Source organism: Arthrobacter livingstonensis, assembly GCF_003219815.1.
Lineage (GTDB): Bacteria > Actinomycetota > Actinomycetes > Actinomycetales > Micrococcaceae > Specibacter > Specibacter livingstonensis.
In genome coordinates this window covers 116,565-142,968 of the sequence record NZ_QJVD01000012.1, presented here as the reverse complement: position 1 = coordinate 142,968, position 26,404 = coordinate 116,565, and the positions used below count along the sequence as shown (strand labels likewise).

Genomic DNA, 26,404 nt, shown 5'->3' with positions numbered 1-26,404 from the left:
CTGCTAAGAAGTGCCGCCCGGACGGTGGCATGAATTCATCTCAGCGGGCTGGTATTCACCACGAAACGCGAAGAGCCAGTAAAGCTATGCCACGCCAGCGCGCCGTGGCCAGAGGCGTGCCTGGTGCCTGATGGCCTCCTTCCGCGCTAAGAGCGCTGCCGAGGGACCCTCTGCGAGCTTGCGAGCAGTGGGAGACAGCAAACGGCCGGTGACCCGCCCGGGGAAGGCGGGTCACCGGCGTCGGACTTGGCTCGGCGTTAGGAAGCGGAGGCCGTGATTGCGTCTGGAATTTTCGGCTTGGCGGTGCCGACGAACGTGAACTTTGCCTCGTCGCCCTCGCCTTCCACGTCCACCGCGACGATGTCGCCGGAGCTGATCTCACCGAAAAGGATCTTCTCGGAGAGGTGGTCCTCGATCTCGCGCTGGATGGTGCGGCGCAACGGCCGGGCACCCATGGCGGGATCGTAGCCGCGGGTGGCCAGCAGGACCTTGGCGGCGGGTGTGAGCTCGATGCCCATGCCCTGGTCCGCCAGGCGCCCTTCCAGGCGTGCGACCATGAGGTCCACGATCTCGATGATTTCGTCCTGGGTCAGCTGCGGGAACACCACAACGTCGTCAACACGGTTGAGGAACTCGGGGCGGAAGTGCTGCTTGAGCTCTTCGGTGACCCGGGACCGCATCCGGTTGTAACCAGTCTGGGTGTCAGAGCCGGACTGGAAGCCGGTGGCCACGGACTTGGAGATGTCACGCGTTCCCAAGTTGGTGGTCATGATGATGATGGTGTTCTTGAAGTCCACCACCCGGCCCTGGCTGTCCGTCAGGCGGCCGTCCTCAAGGATCTGCAGCAGCGAGTTGAACAGGTCCGCATGGGCCTTTTCCACCTCGTCGAACAGGACCACGGAGAACGGTCGGCGCCGGACCTTCTCAGTCAGCTGGCCACCCTCTTCGTAGCCAACGTATCCCGGAGGGGCACCGAACAGCCGGGACACCGTGTGCTTCTCCGAGTACTCGGACATATCCAGGGTGATCAGGGCGTCCTCGTCGCCAAACAGGAATTCGGCAAGTGCCTTGGCCAGCTCGGTCTTTCCAACACCCGTGGGGCCGGCGAAGATGAACGAGCCGCCCGGGCGCTTCGGGTCCTTCAACCCGGAACGGGTGCGGCGGATGGCCTGAGAGATCGACTTGATGGCCTCGTTCTGGCCAATTACGCGCTTGTGGATCTCATCTTCCATCTTCAGCAGACGCGTGGACTCGGCCTCGGTCAGCTTGAACACGGGGATGCCGGTGGAATTGGCCAGCACTTCGGCGATGAGTTCCTCATCCACCTCGGAGATGTCATCCAGTCCGCCGGACTTCCACAGGCGCTCCTTCTCGGCGCGCGCCGTGATGAGCTTCTGCTCGTCGTCGCGCAACGCTGCGGCACCCTCAAAGTCCTGGGCGTCAATGGCGTCTTCCTTGCGCTTCTTGACGTCGGCAATTTCGCCGTCCATGGCCTTAAGCTCCGGCGGGGCCGTCATGCGGCGGATGCGCAGGCGGGCGCCGGCCTCGTCGATCAGGTCGATCGCCTTATCCGGCAGGAAACGGTCGCTGATGTACCTGTCGGCGAGGGTGGCGGCAGCCGTCAGGGCGCCGTCGGTGATGGACACGCGGTGGTGTGCCTCGTAGCGGTCACGCAGGCCCTTGAGGATTTCAATGGTCAGCGGCACGGACGGTTCCGGCACCTGGATGGGCTGGAAACGGCGCTCAAGTGCGGCGTCCTTCTCAATATGCTTGCGGTACTCGTCCAGCGTGGTGGCACCAATGGTCTGCAGCTCGCCGCGGGCCAGCATCGGCTTGAGAATCGAGGCCGCGTCAATGGCGCCCTCGGCCGCGCCGGCACCGACCAGCGTGTGGATCTCGTCAATGAAGAGGATGATGTCGCCCCGGGTGCGGATTTCCTTGAGCACCTTCTTCAGGCGTTCCTCGAAGTCGCCGCGGTAGCGCGAACCTGCCACCAGGGAACCCAGGTCAAGGGTGTAAAGCTGCTTGTCCTTGATGGTTTCCGGCACGTCGCCGCGCACAATGGCCTGCGCCAGGCCTTCGACGACGGCCGTCTTGCCGACGCCGGGCTCGCCGATGAGGACTGGGTTGTTTTTAGTTCGTCGCGAGAGGATCTGCATGACGCGTTCCATCTCGTGCTCGCGCCCAATAACGGGGTCAAGCTTGTTTTCCCGGGCGGCTTGGGTCAGGTTCCGGCCAAACTGGTCCAGCACCACCGACCCCGCCGGGGTGCCTTCGGGCTGCTGGCCGCCACTGGCGACTGGCTCCTTGCCCTGGTAGCCGGAGAGCAGCTGGATGACCTGCTGGCGCACACGGCCCAAGTCAGCGCCGAGCTTCACCAGCACCTGCGCGGCCACGCCTTCACCCTCACGGATCAGCCCGAGCAGGATGTGCTCGGTGCCAATGTAGTTGTGGCCCAGCTGCAGCGCTTCGCGCAGCGAGAGCTCAAGCACCTTTTTGGCACGCGGAGTGAACGGGATGTGCCCGCTGGGGGCCTGCTGCCCCTGCCCAATGATCTCCTGGACCTGCTCCCGGACACCGTCCAGGGAGATGTTCAGGGACTCCAGGGCCTTGGCGGCAACACCTTCACCCTCGTGGATGAGGCCGAGCAGAATGTGCTCCGTACCGATGTAATTGTGGTTGAGCATGCGGGCCTCTTCTTGGGCCAGCACGACAACACGCCGGGCTCGATCAGTGAATCGCTCGAACATTTCGCCACACTCCTTTTACTGCGTACTTTGATGCTACGCAGTGCGGGGCCGCCGTGGGGGCTTGTTCGCCACAGGGGAAATAACAAGTCGGGGCCGCCGTCTTGTGAAATGTCTTTTTAAGGAACGACGGCGGGACCGCCCCCCGGGGCGGTCCCGCCGTCGTGCGGCCCCGCAGGGCCGAAATCCACAGCCCAATTGCTGGGCCCACGCCCGCCAGGTTCCCGGGAAATCGCGTCAGCGGGGGGCCCACAGATGCGAGGGGCCCGCCCCGGGCGTGCGAGGGGTGGGAGGCGCTGGGGATTATCGGGCCGGCGGGTGGGGACTAGCCCTGGGCTGCGTAGTACGCGTTGCGGACCTCGGCCTGGATGCGGCCGCGCTCGTGCACTTCGTAGCCGTTGTCCTTGGCCCAGCTGCGGATCTCGGCGACGTCGCTTTTTGACTTGGGGGCTGTTGCCGGGCCACGGCCGCGCACTGCCCGCCCGCCTGCCCGGCGTCCCGCCGCGATGTACGTGGAAAGGGCTGAACGCAGTGCCTCCGCATTGTCTGCGGAAAGGTCTATCTCGTAATTAATCCCGTCGAGGCCGAAAGTGATGTTTTCATCGGCGGGGCTCTGGTCTAGGTCATCAACAAGCGTTACATGAATCTTCTGTGCCATGGGAAATTATCGCCTCACATATATTTGATGTTTCCGTCTAACAAAATTATGCTGCGTTAATCAGTCCACGTCAAAGAATCCGCTTCAGGGCTTATTTGATGGAAGCTCACCGTTGTGCTCGGCATCACGCTCAGCCTGGGCCAAAGCATCGCGCTCAGCCCGGTCTGCATTGAATATTGCCTTCATGGCGAAGTAAAAAAGGACTCCGACGCCCAATGAAGGCAGGATAACTGCAATATATTCCATAACCTTGCCGCTCCTACTCAGGTTTCATCAAGGGAAAGAGGATGGCCTCACGGATTCCCACGCCGGTAAAGAGCATGACCAGGCGGTCAACACCCAATCCAAGGCCGCCCATGGGCGGGGCACCATATTCCAGGGCGCGCAGGAAATCTTCATCCAATTGCATTGCCTCGGGATCGCCCGCGGCGGCCGCCAGCGATTGCTGGGTCAGCCGTTCCCGCTGGATCACCGGGTCAATGAGCTCGGAAAACGCCGTCCCCGTCTCCTTGCCGTCAATGATCAGGTCCCACGCCTCAATGAGGTTGGGTTTGTCACGGTGTGGGCGGGCCAGCGGCTGGGCGGACGGGGGATAGTCGCAGACAAAAGTCGGCTGGATCAGTGTCGGCTCCACAATTTCGCCAAACAATTCAACAACAAGCTTTTCGGCATCCCAGGCAGGGTCGACATTCACCCCGCGGGCGGCGGCAATGGCTCGCAATTCACTGGCCGTGGTCGCCGGGGTGATTTCCTGCCCCACCTGCTCGCTCAGGCCCTTATGGACCGGCAGCCACGGCCATTCGCCGTCGAGGTTAATTTGTCCCCGGTCGGTCTCAATGGTGCGGGACCCCACCGCATCGGCGGCCGCCAGAATGACTCGCTGCATGATTTCAGCCATGGTGAATTGGTCGCCGTACGCTTCATAGGCTTCCAGCATGGTGAATTCGGGGCTGTGGGTTGAATCCACGCCTTCATTGCGGAAAATGCGTCCGACTTCAAACACTTTATCCATGCCGCCCACGACGGCCCGCTTTAGGTAAAGTTCAATGGCAATGCGCAGCGTCATTGGCTGGTCAAAGGCATTCAAATGGGTGTGGAACGGGCGGGCCGAGGCGCCGCCGTGAATGAGTTGGAGAATGGGGGTCTCCAACTCGATGTAATCCTCGCCGTGAAGCGTGTCGCGAATGGCCTTGACAATGGCTGAACGCGTTCGCACCTGGTCGCGTGCGGTGTCACGGACAATCAGGTCAACGTAACGCTGGCGCACGCGCATTTCCTCGGACAGCTCCGCGTGCAGCACCGGCAGCGGGCGAAGCGCCTTGGAAGCCATTTGCCAGGAGTCGGCCATGACGGAAAGCTCGCCCCGCCGGGAACTGATAACCTCTCCATGCACCAAGACGTGGTCGCCCAGGTCCACCAGGGATTTCCAGTCGGCCAGCGACTCTTCGCCCACATTAGCCAGCGACAGCATGGCCTGCAGGCGCGTCCCGGCGCCCGACTGCAAGGTGGCAAAGCACAGCTTGCCGGTATTGCGGACAAAAACCACACGGCCGGCCACCCCGACGATCTCGCCGGTGCTGGCATCCGCAACAAGTTCGGGGAACTTCTCCCGGATTTCCTCCAGCGTATGGGTGCGCCCGACGCCCACCGGATAGGCCTGCCCACCCCGCTCCAGCAGCTTGGCACGCTTCTCCAAACGGACATGCATTTGCTCGGAAACGTCACTGGGCTCGAGGGTCACGGTATTTTCTGCACTCACAGGACAATAGTTTAGTTGGTGAATCTGAAAGTACCCTCCGTGCCGGGCGCAAGGAGGCTGCAAGGGCTGGAGTCCGCGTCCGCCTACACCTGGCCGCCCTGCGCCACGCCGCCATCCACGGTGGAGCCGCGAACAACCAGCGTGCTTTCCAGGGTCACGCGGTGCCCGTTCCTATCGTCCCCCTCCAGTTCTTCCCCTACCAATTCCTTCGCGGCCAGTTCTTCCCCCGCGAGGAGCCGGAGCAGCTGCCGTCCGGCCGCGCGTCCCAGTTCTGCGGCTGGAAGGCGGACAGTGGTCAGGCCCGGGCTGGACGTCTCCGAGTAGGGCAGGTCGTCAAAGCCTGTCACGGCCAGTTGCGCGGGAACGGCCAGACGAGCCACACGCGCTTCCTGCAGCACCCCGTAGGCGTGGGTGTCGGTGCTGCACACCACAGCCGTGACGCCCTGGCGCTGCCACTGCGGCCAGGCCCTGGCGAAGGCATCCGCGGCGGCCCCGACGTCAATGGTGGTGGCAGTCTGCGCCACCACGTTAATCCCGCGCGTGCGGGCGTGCCGGCAAAAGGCCTCCCGGCGCACGCGAAACGTCTCCGTGCCGGTGGTGCCGTCAAGGTAGGCGACAGTGCTGTGGCCCAAATCCGCCAAGTGGTCCGCGAGCATGAGGGCCGCGCCGTCCAAATCAAAGTTCACCGAGGGCGCCTCGCTCTCCACACCTGCCGTGTCAAGCAGCACCATGGGACCGGTTGCGGGCAGCCCGGCCAGGAACCCGGCACTTGGCGCATCCACCAGCAGCCCTGCAGGCCGCAGGGACAGCAGGTTTCGCACGACTGCCGGCGTGGGCATCTGCCCGGCCTCGGTGACCGAGAGCAACAGTTGGAATGCGTCGCCAATCTCTGTCCGGACGCCGTCGATCACCTTGGCAAAGAAGGGGTTGGAGACGTCAGGTGCCACCAGGATCACAATGTTGCTGCGCCCCCTGGCAAGCGAGCTCCCCAGTCCGTCCACCACATAGCCCAGCTCATTGATGGCGTGGTTCACCTTGGCAATATTTTCCGCGGACACGCGCCCGGCGGTCTTGCCGCTGGTCACCAGGGAGACCGTTGCGGCGGAGACCCCGGCCCGCGCGGCAACCATGGCGGCCGTGACGCGGGCCGGGCGCGCGCCGGAGCTTGGGACGTTGTCGGGCCGGGGGATTGTGGCGGGGTGCATGAATCGATGGTAGCGGGGTCCGGTGAAGTTTCTAGCGGGCACCGCGCGTCAAGCGCTTGACGAAAATCACGTTAAGCGTTTGACGCACTTCCTGTTTCGGTGCCACACTGGTTTTCAAGACACCTCGGGAATCCCCCGCGGAGCGCCCCAACGACGTGGAGAAAACTTGAACACGGACCTGCCCCAACCGCCCGCAGCCACCGCACCGCGGAAGATCATCCTGGACTGCGATCCCGGCCATGACGACGCCGTGGCCCTGCTGCTGGCCCACGGCAACCCCAACATCGAGCTGCTCGCCGTCACCACGGTGGTGGGCAACCAGACACTTGAGAAGGTCACACGCAATGCCTTGGCAGTGGGCACCATTGCGGGCATCACCGGCGTCCCGTTTGCGGCCGGCTGCGGCCGTCCCCTGGTGCGCACCATTGAGACGGCCCCGGATATCCACGGCGACAGCGGCATGGACGGCCCCACCCTGCCCGAGTCCACGATCGAGCTGGACACGCGCCACGCCGTCGACCTGATCGTTGAGACCATCATGGCCCACGAGCCCGGCACCGTGACACTGGTCCCCACCGCGGGGCTGACCAACATCGCCATGGCCGCCCGCAAGGAGCCGCGGATTGTGGAGCGCGTGAAGGAAGTTGTCCTCATGGGCGGCGGCTACCACGTGGGCAACTGGAGCGCCGTGTCCGAATTCAACATCATCATCGACCCCGAGGCCGCCCACATCGTTTTCAACGAGAAGTGGCCCGTGGTCATGGTGGGCCTGGACCTCACCCACCAGGCGTTGGCGACCCCGGAGGTCGTGGCGAAGATCGAGGCCGTCGGCACGAAGCCGGCCAAGTTCGTCATGGAACTGATGGAATTCTTCACGAAGACGTACAAGGACGCCCAGGGCTTCGACTACCCGCCCGTCCACGACCCCTGCGCCGTTGCCTACGTGATTGACCCGACCGTCATGACGACGCGGAAGGTGCCGGTCAACATTGAGCTCACCGGCACGCTGACACTGGGCATGACGGTGGCCGATTTCCGCGCCCCCGCCCCCGCCGACTGCCACACCTCCGTCGCCGTGACCCTTGACCACGGGAAGTTCTGGAACCTGGTCACCGACGCCCTGGTGCGCATTGGCGAGGTCGACGCATGAGCACCTCCACGCTCAACACCGGAATGCGCAGCAGGCCAGGCAACGTCACCGCCCTCATGGTGGCACTGCTGACTGCGTGCCTGGCGTTCCAGCTCAACGCTTCCATGCTCAGCCCCGCCCTCGTCACCATGGGCGAGGAACTTCACACGGACCAGGCCGCCATTGGCCTGTCCCAGACCTGGTTCTTTACTGCCGCGGCCGTGTTCTCCCTGTTCCTGCCGCGCCTGAGCGACATCATCGGCCGCAAGAAGGTACTGGTGGGCATGATGGTCATGATGGGCGTCGGCTCGGTGGTCTCCGCCATGGCGCCGGACATCACCTGGCTGTTCGTGGGCCGAATCATCCAGGGCGTCAGCGGCCCCACAGTGCCCCTGTGTCTGATCATGCTGCGCTCTGCCGTGAAGGAGCCCAGGAAGTACGGCGTGCTGATGGGCCTGATCACGGCGGTCAACGGCGGCATTGCAGGCATCGACTCGTTTGTGGGCGGCTACTTTGCCGAGCATTTCGGCTTCCGCAGCATCTTCGCTCTGATGGTTGTCATCGCCGCCGTCGCTGTCGCGCTCATCTGGTTCCTGGCCACGGAAAGCAAGCCTGGCGAGGGCACACGGATGGACTGGTTCGGCGTGCTCTTCATCGTGGTCGCGGTCGGGGCGCTGCTGACGGCCTTGAACGAGGGCACGAAGCTGGTGGGCGGCATCACCACCGGCCCCCTCGTGACGTCCCTTGCCCTGGCCGTGGTGGCAGTGGCCGCCTTCATGGCATTTTGGGCCGTGGAAAAGCGGTCCCGGCACCCCATGGTGGAAATTGTCCATCTGCGTCGGCGCTCCACCTGGGCGCCACTGCTGACCACCACGCTGACCATGACAGGAATTTTCGCTGTCATCAACGGCATCGTGCCGGCCTATGTCCAGGCGGCCGATCCCGGCTTCAACCTCGGAGCCACCGAGATGAGCCTGCTGATACTGACCCCGTACGCCCTGCTTGGCTGGATCTTTGGCCCCATCACCGGCCGCCTTGCCCCCGTGCTGGGCTACACGAAGATACTGCGCATCGGTCTGGTCGGCAGTGTTGCGGCCCTGGCAATCATCGGCTTCCTGGGCCTGCACAGCCTGCCGCTGATGATCACCGGCACGGTCTTGTTGGGAATCATGTACGCCGGTACGGTGAACATCATGCTCAATGGACTTGGCGTGGTGCTCTCCCCCGAAGGCAACCCGGGATTCCTGCCCGGCATGAATGCCGGCGCCTTCAACCTCGGGGCCGGGCTCAGCTTTCTGGTGCTGCCGGCCGTCCTGGTGGCCACGGCGCCGATGGGGGGACACGGTTCCTACCTGACCGTTGTCGTGGTTGCCCTGGCCATCACCGTCCTCGCCTTCGCCGCGTCACTGCTGGTCCCCAAGCCCGTTGACGCGGAGGTTGCCGCATGAGCGCCCCTGCCTTGACACGCCGGATTGTGGTGGCCGGCTCGCTCAACGCCGACCTCACGATCTACTGCGAACGCCTCCCCCAACCCGGGGAGACCCTGCATGGCAGCGGATTTTCCGTGAACCCGGGCGGCAAGAGCGCCAACCAGGCCGTGGCCGCGGCCCGCCTGGGCGGCGCCGTCACCTTGATCGGGGCCGTGGGCAGCGACCCCCACGGCGACATGCTGGTGGCCTCCACCGCGGGTGCCGGGGTCGACGTCAGCCACGTCCGGCGCGTGGCCGGACCCACCGGCGTCGCGGTCATCTCGGTGGAGGACAGCGGTGAAAACAGCATTATCATCTCCGCCGGCGCCAACGGCACCCTGACCCCCGACGCCATGGACCCGGCCCTTTTCTCCGGCGCCGGCGTGGTGTGCCTGTGCCTGGAAGTTCCGCTGGAAACCGTCACGGCCGCTGCCCGGGCCGGGCACGACGCCGGGGCAACAGTCCTACTGAACCTCTCGCCCTACGCCCCGGTTGCCGACGGGCTGGCCCGGCTGACCGACGTATTGCTGGTCAATGCCCACGAAGCGTCCGCGTTCCTGGACGGCTTTGACATGCCCGCGGAGGACGCCCCCGTTGACGCTTGGCTTGCCGTGGCCGAACAATTTGCCGCCCGCGGCCTGGCCAAGGTGCTGGTGACGCTGGGCTCCGCCGGATCGGTGGTCCTTGACTCCACCCATGCCGCCGAGCCCGTGGTGCGGATTGCGCCGACGAAGGTTGACGCCGTCGACACCACCGGTGCGGGCGACGCGTTCACCGGCGCAGTGGCGGCACGCCTGGCAGCTGGCGATCCGCTGGCGGCCGCCGCCCGCTACGCCTCGGTGGCTGCCGCCCTGGCCGCCACCAAAAAGGGCACCCAGGCCGCCTACCCGGGCGCCGGGGAAGTGGCCGCCAGGCTCACCGCCTGAATCGAAAAATGCCGCAGCTCCCGCAAATTGCCGCAGTTATTGCGGCGGCAAAATGCTGGAGCGGCGGCATTTCTGGAACTGCCCCGCCGCACTCCAGGATCCAGAAACGGACGCCCGCCCCTGAATTTGGGGGGACGTCCGTTTTTTATGCCGTGCGTGGGCCCACGCCGGGACCTCACACCATGCGCAGAATTTGACTTCGAATTCGGCGCATGGGCGCACGGCAATTTAGGCAGGCGCCGGATTCGAGGCGGGTTTGGCGCAGAGCAGACCATGCGCATGACTGGGGTCGGGTCTGGCGCATATCCAAACTACGGGCACCGCCACCGGGCGAAACGGCGATGGGTGCTGGCGTGGCGGTACTGATCGGCCCACGCGCCGGGCGGACGGCATGGCCGCGGGGCTCCTGTCCCCCATTCCGGGGCCCAGGATCTCGGAACGGATATTTGAGGTCGATATATCGGGATCCGAGATCCATTTCGTCATCCGGGGTCCCGCCTGACAGGCTCGACCGCCGGAACTCGACCGCCGGAAATGGGGTATCCCCGCCGCGTTAGTTATCCGAGGGTGACGTTGTCGATCAGCCGGACCGGGCCCACGCGCGCGGCAATAAGTGCCAGCGCCTGGCCCGTGAAGGGTGTGTCCTGGCAGTTTTCGGCCCGGACGGCGAGCGTGGCCGGGTCCACGACTTCCAGGTAGTCCAGTTCCACGCCAGGGGTCATGTGCACCAGTTCCTCGGCCGAGGGGATGTCCAGCGGCTCGTGGGCGTCCGCCCGCCGGCGCAGCAGGCGAAGGGCGCGGGAGAGCACCAGTGCGGCGTCGCGCTCCCCGGCGGACAGGAAACGGTTCCGGCTGGAGAGTGCAAGCCCGTCCCCATCGCGCACGGTAGGCACAGCCACGATGTCCACGGGGAAGTTCAGGTCCGCCACCATCCGCCGCACGAGGGCAAGCTGCTGGGCATCCTTTTGGCCGAAGTAGGCCCGGTACGGCTGCCGGCCTGCGGCATCGGCTGGTTCCAGCCCGGTGTCGGGGCGCCCCGCGTGGAGCAGTTTCGCCACCACCGTCAGGGCTCCATCAAAATGCCCGGGCCGTGAGGCGCCCTCGTACAGCTCCCCCAGCTTGCCGGCGGTAATCCGCACGGCAGGCTCGCCGCCGGGATACATCTCCTCGTCCGACGGTGCAAACATGATGTCCACGCCGGCGGCCTCCAGCACGGCCAGGTCCGCCTCCGTGGTGCGCGGGTAGCGCTCCAGATCCACCGGGTCGCCAAACTGCAGCGGGTTGACGAACACGCTGGCCACCACGACGTCGTTCTGCGCCACTGCGGCCTTGGCCAGTTCGGCGTGGCCCGGGTGGAGGGCCCCCATGGTGGGGACCAGCCCCAGGGTCCCGCCGCGGAAGTTGGCCGGGGCCGGGCCCGTGGCCGCAGCCAGCAGCTTCGCGCTAAGGTCCTTCAGTTCGGCAATGGTGGAAACCACGGTGATGCCCATGTCAATCGCTTTCGTCAGCCTTGGAAATCAAGTCATGTGAATCGAATCGCGGGGACATCTAGTCCGGCCAGCCTCCGGGGCCGGTGGAGGGTCCGGCGTCGTCCGCGGTGAGCGCGGCCTGGATGCCAAGGAAAGCTTCGGCGGAGAGCAGTCCGCGCCGCGCGGCCCGCGCGGCTGTGGCGGACGACAACGCCACATAGGCGTCGACGATGTCCTTGGAACCGGTGTCAAGGGCGTGTTCGCGCAGCGCCTGCGTGTGCGAAGCCACCGTGCCGGCGTCCCCGCGGGCCACCGGTCCCGTCAGCGCCGATTCCCCGGACGCCAGTGCGTTCTCCAGCGCTGCGCGCAGCAGGGGGCCAAGCACCTGATTGGGTGCTTCCACTCCAATGTCGCCCAATATCTGCGCCGCCTGGGACACGATGGTGACCAGATGGTTGGCGGAGTGGGCCAGGGCCGCGTGGTAAAGCGTGCGGTCCGCCTCGGCGATGACCACCGGTTCCGCACCCATCTCCACGACGAGGGCCTGGGCGATCGGCAGCATGGCGGGCTCGGCGGTAATGCCGAATGAACAATCGGCCAGGCGTGCCAAGTCCAGGCTCATGCCGGTGAAGGTCATGGCCGGGTGCAGGGCCAGGGTGATGGCGCCGGCAGCCTTCGCAGGGGCCAGCACGCCGGTGCCAAACCTCCCGGAGGTGTGGGCCACCAGCTGCCCGGCCTGCCAGGCGCCGGTCTTGGCCAGGCCGGAGACCAGCCCGGGCAGTGCGTCGTCCGGCACGGCGAGCAGAACCAGTTCGGAGCGCTCCACAATGTCCGCAATGTCCAGCACCGGAACCCCCGGCAGCAGCAGCTCGGCCCGCTCCAGTGAAGCTTCCGACACGGCGGAAACCCCGACGACGGCGTGCCCCGTCGCCCGCAGGGCCGCCCCCAGCACGGCCCCCACCTTGCCTGCGCCGATGATTCCAATGCCAAGGCGGCCGGGCTTAATCGGCATGGTTGTTCTCCTGCGGGTCGCGGTGGGTGTCGGGCGCCGCCGGGGCCAGCCAGTGCTCCGAGGAGTGGATGCGCCGGGCGGTGGCGGCGCGGTCGGCCTGTTCATCGAAAAGCCGGCGGCCGGCGTCGAGCGCCATGTGGTGCACCACGGGCTTGATGGGGCCTGAAGTGGAGTGGAGCTCAAAATCCACCAGGCCCAGGGCGGCCATGATCGGCCCCTGCCGCAGGCTCAGCGACTGGGTGCGTTCGTGCGGCACCACTTCCAGTCGCCGGAAGATGACGCCATGGCGGCACAGCAGCGCCGTGGACGTGGCCCGGTAGGCGTTGTAGCGCCAGGCGAGGGGGTCGATCCACCTGGCCGCACGCGGCGAGTGGACAAAGCCCTGCCGGTTGCCGGGACCACGCAGCCCTGCGGTGAAAACTTCGAACGGGCTGTCCACGCCGGGGTCCGGGAACACCAGGGCCAGCACCGCCATGACCTCGTTCAGCGTGCCGGCAGGCAGCAGCACCGTCCGGTTTCCGTGGTCGGAGCGGTCGTCCCCGTAGCCGGCCACGTTGACGTGGACCCGGTACCAGCCAAACGGACGCCAGATGGGACCCTGGCTGATGCCCACCGCCTGCACGCGGCCGGGCGGGATGGTTTGCGCGCGGGTCTCGAGCATGCCGTAGTGGAGGCGGACGCCGTCGGGCGAGAGCGCCACACGGAAGTTGAAGTCGCCGGTGATGGCCTTCCAATAGGACGCGCCCAAGCCAATGAAGATGGGGATAAAGCCGACGAACACGCCAACCTCCCCGCTCCAGGCCGCCAGCGCCACGGCGCCGGCCAGGACCACCACGGCAACAACGGAAAGACTGCTGAACACAGCGGAGCCGATGATCCGCCCGGGGCCCAGCGCCAGCACGTGCTGTTCGGGGGCCTCGGTGACCTGCCCCGGCGCCTCGGGGTCCACGGCGACGCCCGCTGCCCGGGCCAGGATGGCGGCACGCAACCGCTTGGCCTCGTCAAGCTTGAGGAAGGAGAGCTTGAAGGCCGACTTCCCCCCGTCGGCGACGTCGAATTTCAGCTCCGCCAGGCCAAAGGCGCGCGCCACCAGCGGCTGCACCACGTCAATCGACTGGACCCGGTCAATGCTGGCGCGGCGCTGCTGGCGGAAAATGATGCCGGAGTTAATGTGGACATGGGCGTCGGTCACCTGATAGCGGGTGAAGCGCCAGGACAGGAAGAAGCCAATGCCGAATACGACGACGGCGGCGCCCACCACGGCGACGATGACCACGGGGGGCGCGCCTCCGGAAATGCCCGGTCCATTCGGCCCTCCGGTGAACAGCGAGTCAAGGGCGTTGCGGCCAAAGATGAAAAGCACGGCGGCCACGGCCACCCAGCCGCGCACCAGCGGCGAGACGGGGTGGACACGGTGCCACGAATCCGGGCTGTCGGTTTGGAAGGTGCCGCCGGGGAATTGTCCGCTCACAGCCCGGCCAGTTTCGCCTCACCGCGGGCGGACAGCTGCTCGCGAAGCCGGGAAGCCTCGGCCGCGGGCAGGCCAAAGAGTATGGCGTTGGTTCCGGGCGATGCGGTGTGCAGGTGCAGGCTGCTCAGGCCCAGCATCCGTTCCAGCGGCCCCATGGTGACGTCGACATACTGCATGCGGCCATAGGGGACCACCATGACCCGGTGGAACATGATGCCGTGGCGGATGAGCAGATCGTCATTGCGCTCGGCGTAGCCGATGGCGCGCACCTGGCGGGGCACCAGTGCCAGAACCCACAGGACTATGGCCAGGACGGCGGCTGGCAGGGCCCAGGCCAGCCACGACGGGTACCCGCTCCACACCCCGATCAGGCGCAAAACCAGCGGGACCGCGACGATGGCCACCAGCAGCAGCCCGGTCAGGCCCCGCTCGATGAAGCGGAGGGTCATGAGCTTCTCGGAGACGCGCCGGAACGTCAGTCCGTCGGGGTCGATGGCAAAGGGACGGACCGGCGGGGCCGGTTTCGATTGGCTAGGCAAATTCTTCCTCCCCGTGGCCTTCCGGCTTTTCCCGCGGCACGCTCGTTGAATCGCTGTCGTCGGGGGGAAGCTTGCAGAAGCGCTCCACCACCAAGCCCACCACCATCATGACGATGCCGCCTCCGGCCATGGCCACGATGTCCCAGATCGGGCCGAGGTCCCCCCGCAGGGGAATGGTGGGAAGCTGGTCCACCAGGATGCCCAGGTGCCAGCCCAGGAGCACGGCCCCGGCGTAGGCGCAGGCCTGGGCCAGGACCAGGGTGCGCGCGGCCACCAGGGGGTCAAGCACCCGGTCCCGGTGCCCGTCGCGCCAGCGGCGGACCTTCAGTCCCAGGACCAGGCAGACCACCGCAATCAGGCCCATGGTGGCCAGTGAACTCAGGGGCAGCACGGGCAGGGCCAAGCTGGCGCGGGAGGTGAGCTCCGTTGTGGTCCAGCCCGCCACGGCCAGGACGATTGTTGCCACCACCAGCCATGCAGGCCGGATGGTCCGCATTGTGCTCCTCATGTTCCCTCACCCGTTCTTGCGTTGCGTGTGCTATCTCAACCGTACAGTTTATTCGCCACGGCGGCGCAGGGCATGGACCCGCCAAATTTAGGCAGGCGAGACGTTGCCGCCCGGGACCTCCAGTTCGGCAAGCCCAATTCCGGGCATGTCCGCCGCGGCGGCGGCAAGCTCCGGCACGGGGCGGCCGTCCAGGGTTGCATTGGGGTCCATGAGAGCCCATGGGTAAAGCACAAAGGCCCGCTCGCCGGCGCGCGGGTGGGGCAGCGTCAGGTCCGGGTCCGTGCTGTGCACGTCCCCGTAGCTGATGATGTCCACGTCCAGGGTGCGAGCGCCCCAGCGGACCTCCCGTTCCCGGTGGTGCGCCAGCTCCACGGCCTGGCAGTGCGCCAGCAGGCCATGTGGGTCCAGTGTGGTGTCCACGGCAATGACCATGTTCAAAAAGTCCGGCTGCCCGGCGGGTCCGCCCACGGGCTTGGTGGACACCACCGGGGAGACGTCAACCAGGCGCACCTCCGGGCGGTCCACCAGATCGCCGACGGCGGCCGAAAGTGTGCCGCGGCGCTCACCAAGGTTGCTCCCGAGGGCCAGGATGGCACGGGTCAGGGGCCGGGCAGCCGTCATGCCACGCTCCGCGGGGCACGGTCGCGGAAGACGCGGATGCTCACATCGCCAAAGGGCACCTGGATAGGAGCCTTGGGCTTGTGGACGGTCACTTCCACACCCTCAACATTGGGGAACCCGCCCAGGATGGCCTCGGCGGTGCGCACCGCCAGCGTCTCGATCAAGTCAAAGGACTCGCCGCGGATCAGGCCGGCGATGGTCTCGGCCACTTCGCCGTAGTGGGCCGTCTTCGTCAGGTCGTCGGCGGCTGCGGCGGCTGCAAGGTCCGCGTGCAGCACTGCGTCCACCACAAAAGGCTGCCCGTCGCGTTTTTCATGCCCAAACACGCCGTGGTAGCCAATGGCCGTGATGCCCGTCAGGGTGATGGTGTCCTGCCGGTTCACAGGGCGGCCCGGGCATGCTCCGGCTGTGCCGCTTCAGACTGTGCCGCTTCCGCCAGGCGGGCTTCGCGGTTGCTCCGGCCCACCAGCAGCCGGGCGGCCACCTTGGCAGCGTCCAGGCTGGCGCCGACGTCGTGCACACGCACGCCCCAAATGCCCTGCGCGGCGGCGAGTGCCGTCGTGGCGGAGGTGGCGTCATCGCGCTCTTTCGGCGCCGCGGCCTTGCCGGCAGTGGTGAGCAGCGAGCCGAGGAAACGCTTGCGGGACGTGCCCACCAGGACCCTGTTGCCCAGCTCCGCCACGCGGTCCAGGTTCGCCAGCAGCTCCCAATTCTGCCCGGCATTCTTGGAGAAGCCAATCCCCGGGTCCACAATGAGCATTTCCGGCTTCACGCCGGCGGCGTAGAAACGTTCGCGGACCTCGGCAAGTTCCCTCACCACGTCTTCAACGACGTCGTTGTACCGGGTCAGCGAGTCCATGGAACGGGAGTTGCCGCGGCTGTGCATAAGGACATAAGGGACCTGGCGGGCGGCGATCAGCGCAATCATCTCGGGGTGCACATTTGTGCCGGAGACGTCGTTGATCAGCCCCGCACCGGCGTCGAGCGCCAGGGCCGCCGTCGAAGCGTGGCGGGTGTCCACGCTCACGAGGGCGCCGGCCTTGGCCAGGGCCTCGATCACCGGCATGATGCGCCGCTGTTCCTCGGCCTCGTCCACGTCTTTGGCGCCGGGACGGGTTGATTCACCGCCAACGTCGATGATGTCCGCGCCGCCATAAAACATGCGCAGGCCGTGGGAAATGGCGGTGTCCATGGAGCTGTACTCGCCGCCGTCGCTGAAGGAGTCGGGGGTGCAGTTCAGAATGCCCATCACCACGGTGCGGTCGGCGGGCAGGCGGTCAAAGCTCGCCACGGAGGTGCGCGCGCGGAGCACGGGCAGCGGAGAGGTGGCCGGGCCCGTGCCCGGGGCGGCTGCGAGGGAATCCATAGTGTGTTGTTACCTTCCGAGAATCAGGCTCATGGCCTCGGCCCGGGTTGCGGGCTCATGAAGCAGGCCGCGGACCGCGCTGGTGACGGTCTTGGCCCCTGGCTTGCGCACGCCCCGCATGGACATGCACATGTGTTCACATTCAATGACGACGATGGCGCCACGGGGTTTGAGGTGTTCCACCAGCGAATCGGCGATCTGGCTGGTCAGGCGCTCCTGCACCTGCGGGCGCCTGGCGTAAATGTCCACCAGCCGGGCCAGCTTGCTCAGCCCCGTCACCCGGCCGTCCGACGACGGGATGTAGCCGACGTGGGCGCTGCCGTGGAATGGCACCAGGTGGTGCTCGCAGGTGGAGTAAAACGGGATGTCCTTCACCAGCACCATCTCCTCATGCGAGATGTCGAAGGTGGTGCCAAGGACGTCCGCGGGGTCCTGGTGCAGTCCGGCGAACACTTCGGCGTAGGCCTTGGCAACACGCTTGGGTGTCTCCTCCAGGCCGCTGCGGTCCGGGTCCTCCCCCACGGCCAGCAGGATTTCCCGCACGGCCGCCTCAATGCGCGGAAGGTCCATGTGCCCGCCATGGCCGTCAGAGGGCGGCCCCGGTGCGGCACCCAGGGTGCCGGGCGCTGCAGAGTCGGATTCGTCGTCGTAATTGGTCACGGGTGTGATCATATCCGCAATCAGGAGCGGCCCGGGAGTTGTTCGCCGTCGTTCTTGCCCAGCTCGATGCCCGGGGTGCGGTTGGGCGCGTCCACCTCACCCTGCAGGTGGGCGCCGGCCAGCTGGTCCTGGGGGGACACGGAGTCCGGGGAGGGCTCACCGGCGGCAAGGGCGTCGCGGCGTTCCTTGTTGGTGATCACGGGGGGCACATTGGAGACCGGGCGGGACGCCTTGGACAGCCACACCTGGCGCTGGGCCGGGCGGCGCAGGTCGGTGAAGATATGCGCGATCTCCGCCTGGTTCAGCGTCTCGCGCTCCAGCAGTTCCAAGGCCAGCCGGTCCAGGACGTCGCGGTTCTCAATCAAGACCTCGTACGCATCATCGTGGGCCTGGTCAATGAGCTTGCGGACCTCCTCATCAACAATCGACGCGACGGATTCGGAGTAGTCGCGGTCGTGGCCGGCGTCGCGGCCCATGAACGGCTCTCCCGCGCCGGAGCCGAGCTTTACCGCGCCAACGCGCTCGCTCATCCCGTATTGGGTGACCATGGCACGGGCGGTGCCGGTGGCCTTTTCGATGTCGTTGGACGCGCCGGTGGAGGGGTCGTGGAACACGATTTCCTCCGCCACGCGCCCGCCCATGGCGTAGGCCATGTTGTCCAGCAGTTCATTGCGGGTGATCGAGTATTTGTCATCCTCCGGGACCACCATGGTGTAGCCCAGGGCGCGGCCGCGGGGCAGGATGGTGATCTTGGTGACGGGCGCCGTGTTGTGCATGGCCGCGGCGACCAGGGCGTGGCCGCCCTCGTGGTACGCGGTGATCTTGCGCTCGAGTTCCTTCATGACGCGGGTGCGTTTCTGGGGGCCGGCCATGACGCGGTCAATCGACTCGTCGAGGGCGCGGTCGTCAATGAGCTGGGCGTTGGAGCGGGCCGTCAGCAGCGCGGCCTCGTTGAGCACATTGGCCAGGTCGGCGCCGGTGTAACCTGGCGTCTTTTTTGCCACGGCGTTCAGGTCCACCCCGGGTGCCATCGGCTTGCCCTTGGCGTGGACCTTGAGAATTTGTTCGCGGCCCAGGCGGTCGGGTGCGTCGACGGAGATCTGGCGGTCGAAGCGGCCCGGGCGCAGCAGCGCCGGGTCCAGCACGTCGGGGCGGTTCGTGGCGGCGATCAGGATGACGTTGGTCTTGACGTCAAAGCCGTCCATCTCCACGAGCAACTGGTTAAGTGTCTGCTCGCGTTCGTCGTTGCCGCCACCGATGCCGGCGCCACGGTGGCGGCCGACGGCGTCGATCTCGTCAACAAAGATGATGGCCGGGGCGTTTGTCTTGGCCTGCTCGAACAGGTCGCGGACACGGGAGGCGCCCACGCCGACGAACATTTCCACGAAGTCCGATCCGGAGATGGAGTAGAACGGCACGCCGGACTCGCCGGCCACGGCGCGGGCCAGCAGGGTCTTGCCGGTTCCCGGAGGGCCGTACAGCAGCACGCCCTTGGGAATCTTGGCACCCACGGCGGCAAACTTGCCCGGATCCTGCAGGAACTCCTTGATTTCGTGGAGTTCCTCCACGGCCTCGTCGGCACCGGCAACGTCCGCGAAGGTGACCTGCGGGTGGTCCTTGGTGATGAGCTTGGCCTTGGACTTGCCAAACTGCATGACCTTGGAGCCGCCGCCCTGCATGCGGGAGAACAGGAACCAGAAGATCAGTCCGATGATGGCAAAGGGGATCAGCAGCGAGAGCATGCTGGACCAGAAGTTGTTCGACGCCGGCTGGTCGTCAAACGTTTTCAGGTTCGCGTTGTCGATCGCGTCCACCAGCGTGGTGGCGCGGTAGGCGCCAAAGTAGAACTGCACGTCCTTGCCGGCCTTGGTGCCGTCCGTGGTCGTGTAGTCGTCCTTGAGGACCATGTCCACACGGCCCTCGGAGCCAAAGACCTTGGCGGAAACCACCTGGTCGTTCTTGAGCAGGGTCAGCGCTTCAGAGGTGTCGATCTTGCTCTGGCCGCCACCGGTCAGCGTGGCCAGGGCCGCGCCAATGAGCACAACCACCACAATGATCCAGATAAATGGACCCTTGAAGAGTTTCTTGACTTTCATGTGTTCGGGGCCACGCCCCGTCCCTCCCGCTCAACCAATATGTAAAAGACATTCATGCGCGGCCGCACTCCCGCGCTACAAGCTTTACACCGTACGTATGTCAACACGCACGGGAACTCGTAATAGTTCCCTCTGGGCATAACGATTTCCTGCGCCGGCGTGAATTTGCGCCGTGGACAAAGCCGGGGAGCGAAACTGCGCCCGTTTCCGCTTTCGGCGCCCCGTCGTACGGGCGCGAAAAGCGGAAACGGGCGCGGCCCAAGCAAAAACTACTCGTAAATGTGCGGCGCCAGCGTGCCGATGAAATCCAGGTTGCGGTACTTCTCGGCAAAATCCAGCCCGTAGCCCACCACAAACTCGCTGGGGATCTCATAGCCGACGTACCTGACATCAATTTCAACCTTGGCAGCATCCGGCTTGCGCAACAATGTGCAGATTTCCACCGAAGCGGGGCCACGGGAAATCAAGTTGGCCTTCAGCCATGACAGCGTCAGGCCTGAGTCGATGATGTCCTCGACGATCAGCACGTGCTTGCCCATGAGGTCCGTCTCGAGGTCCTTGAGGATGCGCACCACGCCGGAGGATTGCGTACCGGAGCCGTAGGAGGACACCGCCATCCAGTCCATGGTGACGTGGCTGTGCAGTGCGCGGGAAAGGTCCGCCATGATCATGACGGCGCCCTTGAGCACGCCGACCAGCAGGACGTCGCGGCCCTCGTAGTCCGCATCGATCTGTGCGGCCAGTTCGGCTACGCGAGTTTGAATTTGTTCTTTCGTGTAAAGAACGTGCTTGAGATCGGCCTGGACGTCTTGTGAATCCACCAATGGCTCCTGAAAGTAAAGGACTTTGTTACTGGCTGGTAATGCGGCAATGCGGCAATGCTCACACACTGCGCCTCAGGACAAGCTTCCCATAGCCGGTGCCCTCTTGGGGAACGGCTTGGCGGCGTGATATTCGGTAGGCGCTGACTTTTCCGGCCATTTGCACCGGCCCGGCGGAGCCCTTCCTTTCCAGTAGGGCCTCCGCGGCGCCCAGCCGCTCCTGGCTGGGTTGAAGGCCGCCAAGCACGACGACGGACTTCGCCAACACTCTCATCCTCAGGGCCGGGGCCAGCCCCCTAAGCGTCTCTTCCGGGAGGCTGACCTCCATGGGATCGGCCCCATCCGCGGGCAGCACCTGCGCGATCCGGCCAAATTCCGCGTCGGCAAGTTCGTCGAGAAGGTCGGCGTCGTGGCCCAGGATGGCGGCCGACCGGGCCAGGGATTCGGTGACAGCCGGTCCCAGCTCCGCGGCCAGGAACGGCAGCACATTGTGCCGGACCCGCACTCGCAGATAGGACCCGTCGGAGTTGGCGGGATCATGCCACGGCTCCAGCTCCAGCGCCCGGCATATGGCCAACGTCTCATCCCTGCGCAGCTTCAGGAACGGGCGCGCGTACAGTCCCCGGCGGGCGCGCATGCCCGCCAGCGATCGGGTGCCGGAGCCGCGGGCCAGGCCCAACAGCACCGATTCGGCCTGGTCGTCCATTGTGTGGCCCAGCAGGACCGTTGCTGCGCCCAGCTCCCGGGCAGCGGCGTCCAGTGCGCCAAAGCGGGCGGAGCGGGCAGCCGCCTCGGGGCCGCCCCCGTCGTGCTCCAAGTCCACGGTGCGCACCTGGACCGGGTCAAGGCCCAGGCCGCGCAGCTGTTCCGCCGTCCGCGCGGCAACGCCCGCGCTGTCCGGCTGCATCTGGTGGTCCACCACCACGGCGCCCACCCGCACCTCGCCCCGGGTGGCAAAGAAGGCGGTGACGGCGGCCAGGGCCAGCGAGTCCGGGCCCCCGCTGCAGCCCACCAGCAGCAGCGGAGGGTGCTCGAGCGGGTGGTGCTTTCCGGTGGTGGACAGGCCCAGCAGTTCGGCGACCATCTTGCGGGCCTTGCCCACCGTGGGGTCCAGGCGCCGTCGCGGGCGGGTCTGTCCGGCGATCACCTGGCTGGTCCTTCCAGGGGGAGTGTCCGGCAGGCCCACCTACAGGCCCATCCGGTCGACCCAGAGGCGGGCATCGTGGATTTCCGGTTCCGTGGGCAGATTTTCCGCTTGCGTCCAGACGTTGTTGAAGCCGTCCATGCCTGCGATGGCCACCACCTCGCGCACAAATTTGGCGCCGTCGCTGTATTGTCGCATTTTTGCGTCAAGCCCCATCAGGTTTCTAACGAACTTTTCAATGAACCCGCGGTCCTTGCCGCGGCTGTTGAAACGCTGGCGGATGGTGCGCACCGTGGGCACAATGGTTTGGTCCACGCCGTCCATGACCACGTTGGCGTGGCCTTCCAAAAGGCTCATGACGGCCGTGACGTGGGAGAGCGCCGCCTTCTGCTCCGGGTTCTGGAGCAGGTCCAGGACGCCGCCGCGGCTGGGTACGTCCGGCGTGGCGGGTTTTTTGCTGGCCAGCGCCTTGGTGGCCTGCAGCAGGCGCTCGCCCAGGTTCTCGCTGTCACCGACCAGGAGTCCGCCCAGCTTTTCAATTTCGGAGAGCATGTGGTGGCGCAGCCAGGGGGCCGCGGCAAACTGGACGCGGTGGGTTTGCTCATGAAGGCACACCCAGAGCCGGAAATCGGACGGGTCCACTTTGAGGTCCCGCTCCACGGTGATGATGTTCGGGGCTACCAGGAGCAGGCGGCCGCCGCTGGCCGGCAGCTCCGCGCCGGCGTTCTCCTTGGACTCCCGCTGGCCGGCCAGCGCCGCGAAGGGGTCGTACTGTCCCAGGACCTTGCTGGAAAGAAAGGCCAGCGCGGCGCCCAGCTGGGCACCGGTCACGGTGGCACTGGCGGCCGCCGCATTCTTGCCGGCAGACGACTGCTTGGCGGCGAGCGCGGCCATGATCGGGTCCATCATGACGGCAAAGCTCTGCGTGTTGGCCTTCGCCCACGAGGCCCGGTCCACCACCAGCACCTCGGAATCGCGCAGGTCCCGGGCTGCTTCAAGCCTGCTGATCTCGTGCACGTGCGGCACCGACTTCTCCGCCATGAGGCGCAGGTTTTCCACGGCGCGGCCAATTTCCGAGCCGTTGAGCGAAGGGCCGGCCGGGGCCAGGTTGGCTGCCGTTTTGGCGGCCAGGTCCCAGTTGACCATGCTGGCGGTGGCGGGAGGGGTTGTCGGTGCGCTGCTTTGCGGGCTCATGTTTCCCATCAGATCACATTTCCCTGTATTGAAGTTCAAGATAATGACACCCTGTGGTGGGCCCACGCGCCCGAGGGACCCGCCGCGAGCCTGCGAGTGGTGGGAGGGCGTGGGGATCATCTCGAACCTCCCGGGGTGCGGGACGGTCAGCTTTTGGCGAGGGCTGCCGCAGCGGCGTCGATGACGGGAATGGCGGAGGCCGGGCCGCCGGCCAGCTTGTTGCCCATCACGGAGAAGGCCAGCAGCCGCCCTTGGGCGTTGATCACGTAACCGGACAGGGTCGACACCCGGTTCAGGGTCCCCGTCTTGGCACGGACCAGGCCTGCGGCGGCCACCGTGCCCGGATCCACAAAGCGGTCGCCCAGGGTGCCGGTCAGCCCGGCAATGGGCAGGCCTTCCAGGGCAAGGCCCGCATCGGTGCCGGTGTGGGCCAGGAGGTAGGAGACCACTTCAACGAGCTGGCGGGCGCTGATCAGGTCATTGCCGGCCAGGCCGCAGTTGTCCACGGTGACGGCGCCTTCCAACGGCAGGCCCAGACCGGAAAGGACGTCGCGCACGGCAGCCACGGAGCCTTCATTGGTGGCGTCCATGCCCTGCTTCACGGCCACGAGCCGGCCCATGACCTCGGCAAGGTAGTTGTCCGATTCGACGAGCAGGTACTGCACCTGCTGGGCCACAGTGGCGGAACTGACCGAGGCAAGGACGGCCCCGGAAAAGGCCGTGTCCGACGAGGTTGCGCCGGGCGAAGCCTTGCCCGTCGGAGACTTTGCGGCTGCGCCAGCAGGTGACGGCGCGGCGGTGTGGGTGATGGACCCCTTGGTTTCAACGCCCGCATCCTTCAGCGCGGCATCAAATTCCACGGCCACGGCCAGGGCCGCGTCCTGCGGGCGCGGACCCGCGCCGCCGGCTGTGGTGCTTGCGGCGGTGCGCCCGGCATACAGGGCCATGGGGTAGATTGGCGCGATCTCCCCGGCGTTCACATCCCCTGTGTCCCATTCCGGGTTCAGTGCGGGGCCGGTGAACAGGTGGTCGTCAATGCTGAGTGTGACGGGGCCCTTGACACCGCCGGCGGCCAGGGCCGCGGCAGTCTTCTTGGCCAGGGTGGCGAGCCCGGCATGGCCCATGACGGCGGAGGGGTCGCTGGCGCCGTCGGACAGCATGGCGTCGCCGCCAGCCTTGAGCACCAGCGCATTCGGGGTGTCCCCTGCCACCACCGAGGTCTCAAGGCGTGTACCGGCACCCAGCGACGTCAACGCCGCCGTAGCCGTGAGCAGCTTCAGGTTTGACGCGGGCGTGCGGGCACTGCCGCCGTCGTGCGAATAAAGCACCTTACCGGTGGACGCGTCGGTGACATAGGCACTGAACTGGCCAACGGCGTCGAGTTTGAGCGCCTCATCCAGCGCCGCCCCCAGCTTTGCGGCGTCCGGAAGCGGCGCTTTCGTGGACAGCGGGGCAATCCCCGTCACCGTGGAAAGCGAGGTGGGTGCCAGCTGTGCGGCCGGGAGCGGCGCCGCCACCACGAACGTGGGCAGCAGGGCGGGGACCAGGTTCATGCCGGCGGGAACGGTGACCGCGGCGAGCGCCAGGATGAGCACTGCGCTCGTCACAGCTTTTGACGTGCGTCCCATGGTGCAGGCATTTCCTTTTCAGCGGCGGGCCCGGTACGCAAAAATTCGTTTGGGGGCAGGTCTCATCGCGCACGGATGACGCGGGTGGGCAAGGGCGGCATTTCGGCAGAGCAAAAAGCGCCTATATCCTCATACTAGACGTAATTTTTGTAGGATCGGCCGCGCCCGGCCGCGCACACCCCCCCCATCATGAGGAGCACAACGATGAAGCACGACGTCACCATCGAGATCCCGCGCGGATCACGCGTCAAATACGAGGTTGACCATGAGACCGGCCGCGTCCGCCTGGACCGCGTGCTGTTCACCTCGATGCAGTACCCCACCCACTACGGCTTCTTCGACAACACCCTCGGCGAAGACGGCGATCCCCTGGACGCCCTGGTCATGCTGCAGGACTTTGACCTGCACCCCGGCGTTGTTGTCGATGCCCGCCCCATTGCAGTGTTCAACATGACCGATGAGTCCGGCGGAGACGCCAAGGTCCTGTGTGTTGTTGACGACAAGCGCTATGACCACATCCAGGAACTCTCTGACATTGACGAGTACCTGGTCAAGGAGATCGAGCACTTCTTCACCCGCTACAAGGACCTGGAGCCCGGCAAGTGGGTCAAGGCCGATGGCTGGGCCGACCGCGCCGCCGCCGAAGCCGAGCTGGAAGCCTCCATCAAGCGCTTCGAGGCCGAGGGCCACTAAAACCAAGTACGACGGCGGCGCCCCCTGGGCCCACGGACGCGAGGGACCCGCTGCGAGCTGGCGAGCAGTGGGAGCGGCTGGGGAGCGGGGCGCCGCCTTTGTTTTGCCCCTGCTCCGCTGACCGGGCCTGCCCGGATTCGCCGAAGACGGGGTCAAGCCGCGAGGGCGGTGCATCTTCTTCGCGCCGTCCTCGCGGCCTGACCCCGCTCTCGCGAAACCGAGTGCAGGAATGCCCCGTTCCCGGCGACGGAACGGGACGTTGGACCGGTTTTCCCGGCGCCCGGCCCGACGACCCGGCACGCAATCTGCCGCGGACAGGCTAGGCGAGCAGGCTGCGCAGGACGGCGGCAGCGCCGTCGTCGTACACCGAGGCCGTGACCTCGTTGGCGGCGGCCAGGACGTCGGCCTCCGCCTGCCCCATGGCCACGCCGCGGCCGGCCCAGCGGAGCATCTCAATGTCGTTGGAGCCGTCTCCCACGGCCACCGTCCGGGCCGCGTCAATGCCCATCCCGGCACGCAGCTTCTCCAGGGCCGAGGCCTTGGTCACACCGGCCGCCGCAATGTCCAGCCAGGCACTCCAGCCCACCGCATAGGCGACCCCCTGCAGTCCGGCGGCGGCAATCGCCGCGGAAAACTCCGCCGTGCTGGCGTCGGCGCTGTTGACCACCACCCGGACGGCCTGGGCATCCAGCAGGTGGTGGAAATCCACGCCGCGGGCCTCGATGCCAAAGCTGGCGTCCTGGAAGCGGGAGGTGGACAGGAAGTTGCCCTCGGCGTCCTCCAGGGCGAACCGGGCTCCCGGAATCTTCTCGCGAAGCGTGGTCAGGGCGGCCCTGGGTCTGAACGTGACCCGCTCAATGATCTCGTAGCCGCGCTCAAGTGCGGGGTCCAGGCGCACGGTCACGCCCCCGTTGGAGCACACCCCGTAGCCGCGGACCATTCCGATCTGCTCGACCACCGGAAGCATGGCGCCGAGGGAGCGGCCGGTGGCAATGATGATTTCGTGGCCGGCGCCCACCACCGCCTGGGCGGCGTCGCGGACGGCGCCGGCCATGTTGCCGTCGTGGTCCACCAGGGTTCCGTCGACGTCAAGGGCCACGAGGTAGCGGTCGGTTTTTGCTGCAGGTGCCGGTGCTGCGATTTCCTGGTCATCGATGCCAGGGACGGCTGCATTTGCTGTCATAGTCATATATCCAGTGAACCAGATCCGGCCCTGCAACAGCTAGGCGGCCCCTTCTTAAACACATGAACGCCGGGTGAATACCCACAGCCGTGTGCACAGTGTGAAT

General features: G+C 66.3%; 24 protein-coding genes. 4 read left to right on the top strand and 20 right to left on the bottom strand.

Annotated features, from left to right (window positions below):
* Positions 1-257: 257 nt before the first annotated feature.
* The 5 genes from CVV68_RS12720 to CVV68_RS12705 all read right to left on the bottom strand — a co-directional run bounded on the left by CVV68_RS12720 (position 258) and on the right by CVV68_RS12705 (position 6,294).
* Entirely contained in the window at positions 258-2,750 is a 2,493-nt protein-coding gene (locus tag CVV68_RS12720; protein WP_110501372.1) for an ATP-dependent Clp protease ATP-binding subunit, read from the bottom strand.
* A gap of 322 nt (positions 2,751-3,072) precedes the next feature.
* Positions 3,073-3,405, bottom strand: a complete 333-nt coding sequence (locus CVV68_RS12715) for a histone-like nucleoid-structuring protein Lsr2 (protein ID WP_110501371.1) — start codon at positions 3,403-3,405, stop codon at positions 3,073-3,075.
* 84 nt (positions 3,406-3,489) lie between these two features.
* Positions 3,490-3,651: a hypothetical protein gene (locus CVV68_RS23485; RefSeq protein ID WP_170133165.1), complete on the bottom strand. Its 162-nt coding sequence runs from the start codon at positions 3,649-3,651 to the stop codon at positions 3,490-3,492.
* A gap of 13 nt (positions 3,652-3,664) precedes the next feature.
* Positions 3,665-5,113, bottom strand: a complete 1,449-nt coding sequence (gene lysS / locus CVV68_RS12710) for a lysine--tRNA ligase (RefSeq protein ID WP_110501389.1) — start codon at positions 5,111-5,113, stop codon at positions 3,665-3,667.
* Positions 5,114-5,247: 134 nt separating this feature from the next.
* A complete protein-coding gene (locus tag CVV68_RS12705; protein WP_110501388.1) occupies positions 5,248-6,294 on the bottom strand; it encodes a LacI family DNA-binding transcriptional regulator in 1,047 nt (348 codons plus the stop codon).
* 241 nt (positions 6,295-6,535) lie between these two features.
* Between CVV68_RS12705 and uriH the strand changes: the two genes are divergently transcribed.
* The 3 genes from uriH to CVV68_RS12690 are packed head-to-tail and all read left to right on the top strand — an operon-like array spanning position 6,536 to position 9,893.
* On the top strand, positions 6,536-7,519 hold the full coding sequence (gene uriH, locus CVV68_RS12700) for a uridine-preferring nucleoside hydrolase UriH (RefSeq protein ID WP_245933510.1): 984 nt from the start codon (positions 6,536-6,538) through the stop codon (positions 7,517-7,519).
* On the top strand, positions 7,516-8,946 hold the full coding sequence (gene uriT / locus CVV68_RS12695; protein ID WP_110501370.1) for a uridine transporter UriT: 1,431 nt from the start codon (positions 7,516-7,518) through the stop codon (positions 8,944-8,946). Before uriH ends, uriT begins: the two co-directional genes overlap by 4 nt.
* Positions 8,943-9,893 (top strand): ribokinase, encoded by a 951-nt coding sequence (locus tag CVV68_RS12690; protein ID WP_110501369.1) that lies wholly within the window; start codon positions 8,943-8,945, stop codon positions 9,891-9,893. The genes uriT and CVV68_RS12690 overlap by 4 nt, the downstream gene beginning before the upstream one ends.
* 557 nt (positions 9,894-10,450) lie before the next feature.
* On the opposite strand, the gene panC is transcribed toward CVV68_RS12690, so the two are convergent.
* The 14 genes from panC to CVV68_RS12620 form a co-directional block, all read right to left on the bottom strand.
* Positions 10,451-11,383: a pantoate--beta-alanine ligase gene (gene panC, locus CVV68_RS12685; RefSeq protein WP_110501368.1), complete on the bottom strand. Its 933-nt coding sequence runs from the start codon at positions 11,381-11,383 to the stop codon at positions 10,451-10,453.
* A 58-nt stretch (positions 11,384-11,441) separates the two neighbouring features.
* The gene (locus CVV68_RS12680; RefSeq protein WP_211320820.1) at positions 11,442-12,374 is read right to left on the bottom strand and encodes a Rossmann-like and DUF2520 domain-containing protein; all 933 of its coding nucleotides are present in this window, start codon (positions 12,372-12,374) and stop codon (positions 11,442-11,444) included.
* Positions 12,364-13,845 (bottom strand): PH domain-containing protein, encoded by a 1,482-nt coding sequence (locus CVV68_RS12675; RefSeq protein ID WP_146238882.1) that lies wholly within the window; start codon positions 13,843-13,845, stop codon positions 12,364-12,366. Before CVV68_RS12675 ends, CVV68_RS12680 begins: the two co-directional genes overlap by 11 nt.
* Positions 13,842-14,294, bottom strand: coding sequence for a PH domain-containing protein (locus CVV68_RS12670; RefSeq protein WP_110501386.1), 453 nt, complete (start codon positions 14,292-14,294; stop codon positions 13,842-13,844). The genes CVV68_RS12675 and CVV68_RS12670 overlap by 4 nt, the downstream gene beginning before the upstream one ends.
* Positions 14,295-14,376: 82 nt before the next feature.
* A complete protein-coding gene (locus CVV68_RS12665) occupies positions 14,377-14,880 on the bottom strand; it encodes a DUF3180 domain-containing protein (protein WP_110501366.1) in 504 nt (167 codons plus the stop codon).
* A 99-nt stretch (positions 14,881-14,979) separates the two neighbouring features.
* Complete coding sequence (gene folK / locus CVV68_RS12660; protein ID WP_110501365.1) at positions 14,980-15,513, bottom strand: 2-amino-4-hydroxy-6-hydroxymethyldihydropteridine diphosphokinase; 534 nt, start codon at positions 15,511-15,513, stop codon at positions 14,980-14,982.
* A complete protein-coding gene (gene folB, locus CVV68_RS12655; protein WP_110501364.1) occupies positions 15,510-15,896 on the bottom strand; it encodes a dihydroneopterin aldolase in 387 nt (128 codons plus the stop codon). The genes folK and folB overlap by 4 nt, the downstream gene beginning before the upstream one ends.
* Positions 15,893-16,879, bottom strand: a complete 987-nt coding sequence (gene folP, locus CVV68_RS12650) for a dihydropteroate synthase (RefSeq protein ID WP_110501363.1) — start codon at positions 16,877-16,879, stop codon at positions 15,893-15,895. Before folP ends, folB begins: the two co-directional genes overlap by 4 nt.
* Positions 16,880-16,888: 9 nt before the next feature.
* On the bottom strand, positions 16,889-17,539 hold the full coding sequence (gene folE / locus CVV68_RS12645; protein ID WP_438502636.1) for a GTP cyclohydrolase I FolE: 651 nt from the start codon (positions 17,537-17,539) through the stop codon (positions 16,889-16,891).
* A 20-nt stretch (positions 17,540-17,559) separates the two neighbouring features.
* On the bottom strand, positions 17,560-19,635 hold the full coding sequence (gene ftsH / locus CVV68_RS12640) for an ATP-dependent zinc metalloprotease FtsH (protein ID WP_110501362.1): 2,076 nt from the start codon (positions 19,633-19,635) through the stop codon (positions 17,560-17,562).
* A 269-nt stretch (positions 19,636-19,904) separates the two neighbouring features.
* Positions 19,905-20,456: a hypoxanthine phosphoribosyltransferase gene (gene hpt / locus CVV68_RS12635; RefSeq protein ID WP_110501384.1), complete on the bottom strand. Its 552-nt coding sequence runs from the start codon at positions 20,454-20,456 to the stop codon at positions 19,905-19,907.
* A gap of 61 nt (positions 20,457-20,517) precedes the next feature.
* Positions 20,518-21,603 (bottom strand): tRNA lysidine(34) synthetase TilS, encoded by a 1,086-nt coding sequence (gene tilS / locus CVV68_RS12630; protein ID WP_438502635.1) that lies wholly within the window; start codon positions 21,601-21,603, stop codon positions 20,518-20,520.
* A gap of 39 nt (positions 21,604-21,642) precedes the next feature.
* Positions 21,643-22,803: a zinc-dependent metalloprotease gene (locus CVV68_RS12625; RefSeq protein WP_110501361.1), complete on the bottom strand. Its 1,161-nt coding sequence runs from the start codon at positions 22,801-22,803 to the stop codon at positions 21,643-21,645.
* Positions 22,804-22,940: 137 nt separating this feature from the next.
* Positions 22,941-24,422, bottom strand: coding sequence for a D-alanyl-D-alanine carboxypeptidase/D-alanyl-D-alanine-endopeptidase (locus CVV68_RS12620; protein WP_110501360.1), 1,482 nt, complete (start codon positions 24,420-24,422; stop codon positions 22,941-22,943).
* Positions 24,423-24,626: 204 nt separating this feature from the next.
* On the opposite strand from CVV68_RS12620, the gene CVV68_RS12615 reads away from it, so the two are divergent.
* Positions 24,627-25,115, top strand: a complete 489-nt coding sequence (locus CVV68_RS12615) for an inorganic diphosphatase (protein WP_110501359.1) — start codon at positions 24,627-24,629, stop codon at positions 25,113-25,115.
* Positions 25,116-25,434: 319 nt separating this feature from the next.
* Here the strand turns inward: CVV68_RS12615 and CVV68_RS12610 are convergent, their stop codons facing one another.
* Complete coding sequence (locus CVV68_RS12610) at positions 25,435-26,304, bottom strand: HAD family hydrolase (protein WP_110501358.1); 870 nt, start codon at positions 26,302-26,304, stop codon at positions 25,435-25,437.
* Positions 26,305-26,404: the final 100 nt, after the last annotated feature.

Excerpts from the sequence above, each read along its gene's own strand:
- CVV68_RS12720 (WP_110501372.1), bottom strand. The coding sequence starts at position 2,750 with ATGTTCGAGCGATTCACTGATCGAGCCCGGCGTGTTGTCGTGCTGGCC.
- CVV68_RS12715 (WP_110501371.1), bottom strand. The coding sequence starts at position 3,405 with ATGGCACAGAAGATTCATGTAACGCTTGTTGATGACCTAGACCAGAGC.
- CVV68_RS23485 (WP_170133165.1), bottom strand. The coding sequence starts at position 3,651 with ATGGAATATATTGCAGTTATCCTGCCTTCATTGGGCGTCGGAGTCCTT.
- lysS (WP_110501389.1), bottom strand. The coding sequence starts at position 5,113 with ATGCATGTCCGTTTGGAGAAGCGTGCCAAGCTGCTGGAGCGGGGTGGG.
- CVV68_RS12705 (WP_110501388.1), bottom strand. The coding sequence starts at position 6,294 with ATGGTTGCCGCGCGGGCCGGGGTCTCCGCCGCAACGGTCTCCCTGGTG.
- uriT (WP_110501370.1), top strand. The coding sequence starts at position 7,516 with ATGAGCACCTCCACGCTCAACACCGGAATGCGCAGCAGGCCAGGCAAC.
- CVV68_RS12690 (WP_110501369.1), top strand. The coding sequence starts at position 8,943 with ATGAGCGCCCCTGCCTTGACACGCCGGATTGTGGTGGCCGGCTCGCTC.
- panC (WP_110501368.1), bottom strand. The coding sequence starts at position 11,383 with ATGGGCATCACCGTGGTTTCCACCATTGCCGAACTGAAGGACCTTAGC.
- CVV68_RS12680 (WP_211320820.1), bottom strand. The coding sequence starts at position 12,374 with ATGCCGATTAAGCCCGGCCGCCTTGGCATTGGAATCATCGGCGCAGGC.
- CVV68_RS12670 (WP_110501386.1), bottom strand. The coding sequence starts at position 14,294 with ATGACCCTCCGCTTCATCGAGCGGGGCCTGACCGGGCTGCTGCTGGTG.
- CVV68_RS12665 (WP_110501366.1), bottom strand. The coding sequence starts at position 14,880 with ATGCGGACCATCCGGCCTGCATGGCTGGTGGTGGCAACAATCGTCCTG.
- folK (WP_110501365.1), bottom strand. The coding sequence starts at position 15,513 with ATGACGGCTGCCCGGCCCCTGACCCGTGCCATCCTGGCCCTCGGGAGC.
- folP (WP_110501363.1), bottom strand. The coding sequence starts at position 16,879 with ATGGATTCCCTCGCAGCCGCCCCGGGCACGGGCCCGGCCACCTCTCCG.
- ftsH (WP_110501362.1), bottom strand. The coding sequence starts at position 19,635 with ATGAAAGTCAAGAAACTCTTCAAGGGTCCATTTATCTGGATCATTGTG.
- CVV68_RS12625 (WP_110501361.1), bottom strand. The coding sequence starts at position 22,803 with ATGGGAAACATGAGCCCGCAAAGCAGCGCACCGACAACCCCTCCCGCC.
- CVV68_RS12620 (WP_110501360.1), bottom strand. The coding sequence starts at position 24,422 with ATGGGACGCACGTCAAAAGCTGTGACGAGCGCAGTGCTCATCCTGGCG.
- CVV68_RS12615 (WP_110501359.1), top strand. The coding sequence starts at position 24,627 with ATGAAGCACGACGTCACCATCGAGATCCCGCGCGGATCACGCGTCAAA.
- CVV68_RS12610 (WP_110501358.1), bottom strand. The coding sequence starts at position 26,304 with ATGACTATGACAGCAAATGCAGCCGTCCCTGGCATCGATGACCAGGAA.